Source organism: Mesorhizobium sp. M1409 (assembly GCF_040317535.1).
Taxonomy (GTDB): domain Bacteria; phylum Pseudomonadota; class Alphaproteobacteria; order Rhizobiales; family Rhizobiaceae; genus Mesorhizobium.
Genome location: NZ_JAMYKV010000041.1, coordinates 62,844 through 69,904 on the forward strand (window position 1 = coordinate 62,844; position 7,061 = coordinate 69,904).

A 7,061-nucleotide genomic window follows, 5' to 3' on the forward strand; every position below is an offset into this window, starting at 1 on the left:
CGATTTTCGGAAAGGATCATGCGCAAAATCAAAATGTTACAGCGTCCTTTTCGCGTCCAAGCACGCGCGGCGCTGTAATGGGGTGAGCGATGTTCTTCTATCTTTCCAAGATCTTCTGGTTCTTCATCCAGCCGCTCAATCTGGCGATCTTCCTGTTGCTGGCGGGATTGCTCGCGGCGATGATCGGCCGCCGGCGGCTGGCGGTCACCGGCAGCGTGCTGGCATTTCTGATCCTTGCGCTGTCAGCCTGGACGTCGCTTGGCGCCATGATGCTCAAGCCGCTGGAAGAGCGCTTCGCGCGCCCGCCGCTGCCGGAAAAGGTCGACGGCATCGTCGTGCTCGGCGGTGGCTTCGAGGGCGCCATCAACCTGGTGCGCGGCGGCTATGAGCTGAACAGCAGCGGCGATCGGATGGTCGAGACCGCAATTCTGGCCCGGCGCTTTCCCACCGCCAAGGTGATCGTCTCCGGCGGCACCGGCGAGCTGTTTCTCGACGGCGAGGGCGACGCCGCCACGGCGCCTCGTCTGCTCACCGCGCTTGGTGTGACAGCCGATCGCCTGATCCTGGAGAACAAATCCCGCAACACGTATGAGAATGCCGTCTTCAGCAAGGAATTGGTGACTCCGAAGCCCGGCGAGACCTGGCTGCTGGTGACCTCTGCCTTCCATATGCCACGGGCCAAGGCACTGTTCGACAAGGCCGGGTTTGCGACCATTCCCTGGCCGGTCGACTATCGCACCTCGGGGCGGGAAGGCATCGGCCTGTTCCGCGACAATCCAGCCGATTCGCTGCAGGCTACGACGGTGGCGATCCGCGAATGGATCGGGTTGATCGCCTACTGGCTGTCAGGCCGGATCGATCAGCCTTTTCCTGGCGGCTGACCGATCACCGCCTGCCTGGCCGCCGAGAAGAACTGGCGCCGCACCAGCACGGCCAGCAGCAACAGCGTCGACAACACGAACACCATGGGGTCCACGAACCAGCCGAGATAGCCGATCGAGAAGAACACGCCGCGCAGGCCGGAGTTGAAGTGCTTTCCCGCGAGCATGTTCATCTGCGCCGCACGCCACACCGCCGTTTCGGTAACAGGGTTGCGCGAGGCTTCGCCATGCGGGATCGGCACGGCGCCGATCAGGATCGTGCAATAGTTGAACAGCCGGTACGCCCAGCCGAATTTGAAAAACGAAAACGCCAGGATCAGCACCAGTCCGAAGACCTTTATCTGGAAGGCCGCACGCGACGGGGCGCCGCCCAGGGGCAGGTCGCTGAGCACTTCAAGAACCCGGTCCGACGCGCCGAGCAAGGCAAAGCAGCCGCCGATCGCGATCAGTGAGCTGGACGCGAAAAAGGCGGTGCCTTGCTGCAGACCGCTCATGATGGCGGTGTCGACGATGCGGATCTCGCGCTCGGCCATGGTCCGCATCCAGGTTTGCCGCTGCGCATTCATCGCCGTGGTCAGCGATATACGGCTGACCAGCTTGCCGTCGGAGGCGAGCGTGTGCAGCAGCCACGCGATCAGGAAAAAAGCCAGCGCCGCGAGATCGGCCGTCGAAAGATCGAGGGAATCGCCCATCTCGTGAATCTATCACATTCGGCGCAATCGCTTCGATGATCCATCGGCACCGATGTCGCTGCCGGAGCAAACAAGGTCGGCGGGTGCAGCGCCGCGATTTCCAAAAGAGCGGAAACATCCTTGGGAATTCCTATATGTAGTCCTTGACCTGACTCCAGGAGACAGCACAGCGTGTTCCTTTCGGTTTTCGACCTGTTCAAGATCGGCATAGGACCTTCGAGTTCGCACACGATGGGCCCGATGACCGCGGCTGCGCGGTTTCTCGACGAGGTCGCGGGAAATGACTGGCCGCGCCCGGCGGGTGTGAAGGTCGACCGGCTTGGTGCCAGCCTGCACGGGTCACTCGCCTATACCGGCATTGGCCATGGCTCGGATCGCGCCGTCGTGCTCGGCCTTGCCGGTCTGACGCCACAGACGGTCGATCCCGACCAGGCCGATGGCATTGCCAGCCGCATCACCGCTGAAAAGCGCATTTCTCCGCCCGGTCATCCCACCTATCGCTTCGATCCGGCAACCGATCTGGTGCTTGACCGCAAAACTCCGCTCACCGGCCATGCCAATGGCATGGCGTTCTACGCTTATGATTCAGGCGGCCGCCTGCTGCTCAAGCGCATCTACTATTCGATCGGCGGCGGCTTCGTGGTTTCGGAAGAAGAACTGCAGCGGATGAAGGCCAAGGGCTCGGTGACGACAGAAGGCAAGAAAGTGCCCTATCCCTTTAAGAACGCGGTCGAGATGCTGGCCATGGCCGGCAAAAGCGGTCTTTCCATCGCCGACATTAAGCGCGTCAACGAGGAGACGCAGATGTCGCGCGAGGAGCTCGACGCCGGCCTCGACGGCATCTGGAGCGCCATGAAGGGCTGCATCGACCGTGGCCTGTCGCAGGACGGCATCATGCCGGGCGGGCTGAAGGTGCGCCGCCGCGCCCGCATGCTGCATGACAAGCTGCAGGAACAGTGGCAGCAGAACAAGCCCAATCCGCTACTCGCCAATGACTGGCTGTCGATCTATGCCATGGCGGTGAACGAGGAGAATGCCGCCGGTGGCCGGGTCGTCACCGCGCCGACCAACGGCGCTGCCGGCACGCTGCCTGCGGTGCTGCGCTACTGGCTGCATTTCCATCCGGAGGCCGACCAGCCGAGCATCCGCGACTTTCTTCTGACGGCCGCCGCGGTTGGCGGCATCATCAAGACAAACGCCTCGATCTCGGGCGCCGAAGTCGGCTGCCAGGGCGAGGTCGGGTCAGCGTCGGCGATGGCGGCGGCCGGCCTGTGCGCCGTCATGGGCGGCACGCCCGAGCAGGTCGAAAACGCCGCCGAGATCGCGCTCGAACACCATCTCGGCATGACCTGCGATCCGGTCGGCGGGCTGGTGCAAGTGCCGTGCATCGAGCGCAACGCGCTGGGCGCCGTCAAGGCGGTGACGGCCGCGTCGCTGGCCATCAAGGGCGATGGCATCCATTTCGTGCCGCTCGATGCGGCGATCGAGACCATGCGCCAGACCGGTCTCGACATGAACGAGAAGTACAAGGAAACCAGCCTTGGTGGGCTTGCCGTCAATGTCGTGGAGTGCTGAGAGCCCGTTTGGAAACCACTCCGGCAGCCATCTCGCGGCGTTTTCTGCGCTTCCCGTGCTCACGGATCCGAATGTCCGCTGCGCCCCGGTTCTCGAACCACCACCATATGACTCGCCAGAGCGAATTTCGAAACGGCCTCTACGCGTCATTTTGCGGATTGGTACTGTGGAGAAGTCGGTCATGCCGTTGACGCGTCCGCGCGGCGGACTAACCTTAAGCGATGTCTCTCAATCTGATAAAACTGTGTGTCGGCTGCGACAGCGTCGAGGATCTCGAAGAGTGGATCGCCTTCCGTCTCGACGAGCGGCGGCGCGCCGGTGAGCCGGTCGAGCACTATCACACCACCCGAATGATGCCGACGCGCGGTGCCGAAGTTACCGATGGCGGTTCGCTCTACTGGGTGATCAAGGGCAATGTGCAGTGCCGCCAGCTGATCACCGAGATCCGGCCGTTCACGGACGGTGACGGCATCGGCCGTTGCCACCTGATTCTCGACCCCGAGGTTGTTCGAACCGACTGGCAGCCGCGCCGGGCCTTCCAGGGCTGGCGCTATCTGAAGCCGGCGGACGCGCCGGCCGATCTCGGTCAGGGCAAGGCCGGGCTGATCGAGATGCCGCCGAAACTCAGGCGCGAGCTTGCCGATCTCGGTCTGCTCTGAGCCCCGAGAATCCAAGCCTCTGGCGCTCAATGTTGCCTTGGGCAGGGCTTGCAAGCGGTGGAACAACGCCACATCTTGTTTTCATGAACGACAAGAAGCAGCCCGTGCCCGCAAGGCCCAATCCCGCGCCGGTCAAACCTCAATCCAATGCCGGCGAGATCGAAGCCTTTCTTCGCCAGGCAAGGACGCTGGCTGCGTCGGCGACGGGTTCGGGCAGGCTGATCCTTTCGCTCGACGCGACGATGAGCCGCCAGCCGACCTGGGATCTGGCTTGTGAGCTGCAGGGCCAGATGTTCGATGCCGTCGGCAAGGCCGGAAGCCTCAGTGTCCAACTGGTCTATTTTCGCGGCCTGGGCGAGTGCCGTTCGTCCGCTTTCGTGACCGATACCAATGCCTTGAAGCAACTGATGACGCGAATCCAATGCCGCAGCGGCCACACCCAGATCGGCAAGGTGCTGGCGCATGCGCTGAAACAGACGGCTACGGTCAAGGTCAATGCGCTGGTCTATATCGGCGATGCCATGGAAGAAAACATCGACGATCTGGCCGAAAAGGCCGGCAGCCTCGGCCTGCATGGCGTTCCTGTCTTCGTTTTCCAGGAAGGTCATGATTCCGGCGCGGAAAAAGCGTTTAAGGAAATCGCGCGGTTGTCCAAAGGGGCTTGGTTCCGATTTGATCGCCGGGCTGCCGCGACCTTGGCAGGACTGCTTTCGGCGGTTGCGGTGTTTGCAACCGGCGGGCTGAAGGCGCTCGAGGCCAGAGGCAGGCCGGAAGACCGGCTGATGATCGAGCATCTGCGGGGCGGCGGGAACTGATGGGCGCGGTTATCTTATTCGTTGCATTGCTTCTGGTGCTTCTCGGCGCGGTGACCATCTTTCTGCGCGCCGATCCGGGAAAACTGGCAAGTGGAATGCGCACGCTCGGGCCGGTTCTCTTGGCGCTGGTCGGCGTCGCCTTGCTTGTGGTCGGGCGCGAAGGCATCGCCGGCATCATACTGGCCGCGGCAATTGCCTGGTATGGTTCGGTGCGAATGAAACACCAGACGGCCAGACCGGTGCAGGGCAAGCGTTCGACGGTGCGTACCGCGGCATTGGAAATGGAGCTCGATCACGCTACCGGCGGCCTCGAAGGACTGGTCCTGGCTGGCCGCCACGAAGGCAAGATGCTGGGTGCGATGGGGCTGGGAGAGTTGCAGCATCTCTACCGGGAACTCTCAGGCGATCCGGAGAGCCGGCAGTTGCTAGAGACGTATCTTGACGGCAGATTTCCCGTCTGGCGCAAAAACACTGAGGCGAACGGTGGCGAAGGGTTGGGTGTTGCGCCAGGTTCGGGCGCCATGACTAAGGAGGAGGCCTACAAGGTCCTTGGTCTTGAAGCGGGGGCCGCCGCGGCGGATGTCCGCAAGGCGCACCGCCGCCTGATGCAGCGCCTGCACCCCGATATCGGCGGCACGTCTTTCCTGGCGGCGCGGATTAATGAAGCCAAGGACGTCTTGCTCTCCAATCACAACTAGTTCTCCTTCGACGCAGAATTTTTCCGGGAGATGACTTCCACGCCGTCCTACTGCTGGACGGCGTAGCACTCGATGTTCTTCTTCTTCAAAGCGGTACAGGCCTTCCAGGCGGCGGTCTTCGAACCAAAGCCACCGAAGCGGGCGCGGTAGTAGGTGACGCCGTCCTTGTCGAAGGCGACTGTGAAGCCGGATGCGTCGGCCAGCACCTTGGGCGCCTGCTTGGTTGCCTTGTCGAGGAAGGCCTGGGCTTCGGACTGCTTTGGCGAAGAGGCGACCTGAATGGCCCAACCCGACGGTACCGACGCCGTGTTGACCGGGTCGACAACCGCCGCCGGTGTCGGCTCGGCAGTCGGCTCGGCATAGGCAGCGACGACTTGGGCCGTGGCAATCCGAGGGGCCGATACGATGACGGTCTTGACCTTCCTGGCCTTGATGACCGGGGCTGCCTCTTCGGCCTGCGCGGTGTCGTCTTCCGCGACCGTAGCGTCCTCGGCAACGGTGGCATCGTCCTGCGCCACCATCGGCTTGTCGTCCGGCGTCGGCGCGTCGTGCTTGGGCAGGAGCACCTTGGCAAGCGCGGTGATCGGGTCGTTACCGCCGGCCTTGGCGACCAGATCGCCGCCGCCGCGGGTCGATGCCCTCGGCAAATAGGTGTTGATCAAGGTGGCCATCTGGTTGTCGCGGCTGCCGCCGGAGGTGCCGCCCATGACCACGCCGACAATGCGGCGATTGCCGTCGGAAACCGACGAGACGAGGTTGAAGCCGGAGGCGCGGGTGTAGCCCGTCTTGATGCCGTCGACGCCCTTGATGCGTCCGAGCAGACGGTTGTGGCCGTTGATGCGCTGGCGCCCGTAGAGAAAGGAACGCTGCGAGAAATAGCCGTAATACTGCGGGAAATGCTCCCTCAGCGCGATGCCGAGCGTCGCCATGTCGCGTGCGGTGGTGAACTGGCCGGGATTGGGCAGGCCGTTGGCGTTGCGAAACACGGTGCCGTTCATGCCCAGCGCACGCGCCTTGGCGGTCATCATGCGGGCGAAGGTGGCTTCGTTGCCGCCGAGCATTTCGCCGAGCGCGGTTGCGGAGTCGTTTGCCGATTTGGTGACCATCGACAGGATCGCGGTTTCGACCGTAACCGAACCGCCCGCCTTGACGCCGAGCTTCGTCGGCGGCTCGGCCGCGGCGTTGGCCGAGAACACAACCTGCGAATTCCTGCTGATCTTGCCCTTCGCCAGTGCTTCGAAGGTCAGATAGAGCGTCATCATCTTGGTCAGCGATGCCGGATAGCGCCTGCCGTCGGCGTCCGCCGAATACAGCACCTTGCCGGTCTTGGCGTCGATGACGATGGCCGCCGACCTCGCCGCCAGCGACGAGGCAACGTCGCCGCAAACGAACGCCATCGCCATGGCGATGATCATGATCGTTTTGAGAGGGGAGGTGGATTTGGAAACGATGCCCAACAACGCCTTACGCACTGGTACTTCCCTTGGATTTCTTCGTTGCGCTGGAGGCGGCAAAGGGTCCTGCCTCGCTTCCGGCCAAGCTACCGGGGCAGCGTTACCAATCCGTTTATGGTAACCGCCGCGTTCACCATTTTCTTTGGACTTGAAGCTCTCTTTATTCGATTTTTAGCCATTGGGGGTGCAGGCGGGCCCCGCACGCAGGGGAATCGGGTGAGTTAATTATCGTGAGATGACGCTTACGAGGAATTCGTCGTCCCACGCCGCCACTTTTCGTTTCAATC

The 7,061-nt window shown here is 62.8% G+C and carries 7 protein-coding genes; 5 read left to right on the top strand and 2 right to left on the bottom strand.

Translation table 11 applies throughout. The annotated features are described in order from the left end of the window. Positions 1 to 89: 89 nt before the first annotated feature. Positions 90 to 881 (top strand): YdcF family protein, encoded by a 792-nt coding sequence (locus NKG99_RS26155; protein ID WP_352871824.1) that lies wholly within the window; start codon positions 90 to 92, stop codon positions 879 to 881. Here NKG99_RS26155 and NKG99_RS26160 read toward each other — a convergent pair. Further along, positions 860 to 1,573, bottom strand: coding sequence for a DUF599 domain-containing protein (locus tag NKG99_RS26160; RefSeq protein WP_352871826.1), 714 nt, complete (start codon positions 1,571 to 1,573; stop codon positions 860 to 862). The two genes, NKG99_RS26155 and NKG99_RS26160, sit on opposite strands and share 22 nt — an antisense overlap. Before the next feature lie 171 nt (positions 1,574 to 1,744). Here NKG99_RS26160 and NKG99_RS26165 point away from each other — a divergent pair, with 171 nt between their 5' ends. The 4 genes from NKG99_RS26165 (at position 1,745) to NKG99_RS26180 (ending at position 5,320) form a co-directional block, all read left to right on the top strand. After that, on the top strand, positions 1,745 to 3,148 hold the full coding sequence (locus NKG99_RS26165) for an L-serine ammonia-lyase (protein WP_352871828.1): 1,404 nt from the start codon (positions 1,745 to 1,747) through the stop codon (positions 3,146 to 3,148). A gap of 221 nt (positions 3,149 to 3,369) precedes the next feature. Beyond that, positions 3,370 to 3,807 (top strand): DUF1489 family protein, encoded by a 438-nt coding sequence (locus tag NKG99_RS26170; RefSeq protein ID WP_352871830.1) that lies wholly within the window; start codon positions 3,370 to 3,372, stop codon positions 3,805 to 3,807. A gap of 83 nt (positions 3,808 to 3,890) precedes the next feature. Beyond that, positions 3,891 to 4,622 carry a vWA domain-containing protein gene (locus tag NKG99_RS26175; protein ID WP_352871832.1) on the top strand — a complete coding sequence of 244 codons (732 nt, stop codon included), beginning with the start codon at positions 3,891 to 3,893 and terminating at the stop codon, positions 4,620 to 4,622. Next, positions 4,622 to 5,320: a DnaJ domain-containing protein gene (locus tag NKG99_RS26180; RefSeq protein ID WP_352871834.1), complete on the top strand. Its 699-nt coding sequence runs from the start codon at positions 4,622 to 4,624 to the stop codon at positions 5,318 to 5,320. The genes NKG99_RS26175 and NKG99_RS26180 overlap by 1 nt, the downstream gene beginning before the upstream one ends. Before the next feature lie 47 nt (positions 5,321 to 5,367). Here NKG99_RS26180 and NKG99_RS26185 read toward each other — a convergent pair whose 3' ends face one another. Then, positions 5,368 to 6,792 (bottom strand): SPOR domain-containing protein, encoded by a 1,425-nt coding sequence (locus tag NKG99_RS26185; RefSeq protein WP_352871836.1) that lies wholly within the window; start codon positions 6,790 to 6,792, stop codon positions 5,368 to 5,370. Positions 6,793 to 7,061: the final 269 nt, after the last annotated feature.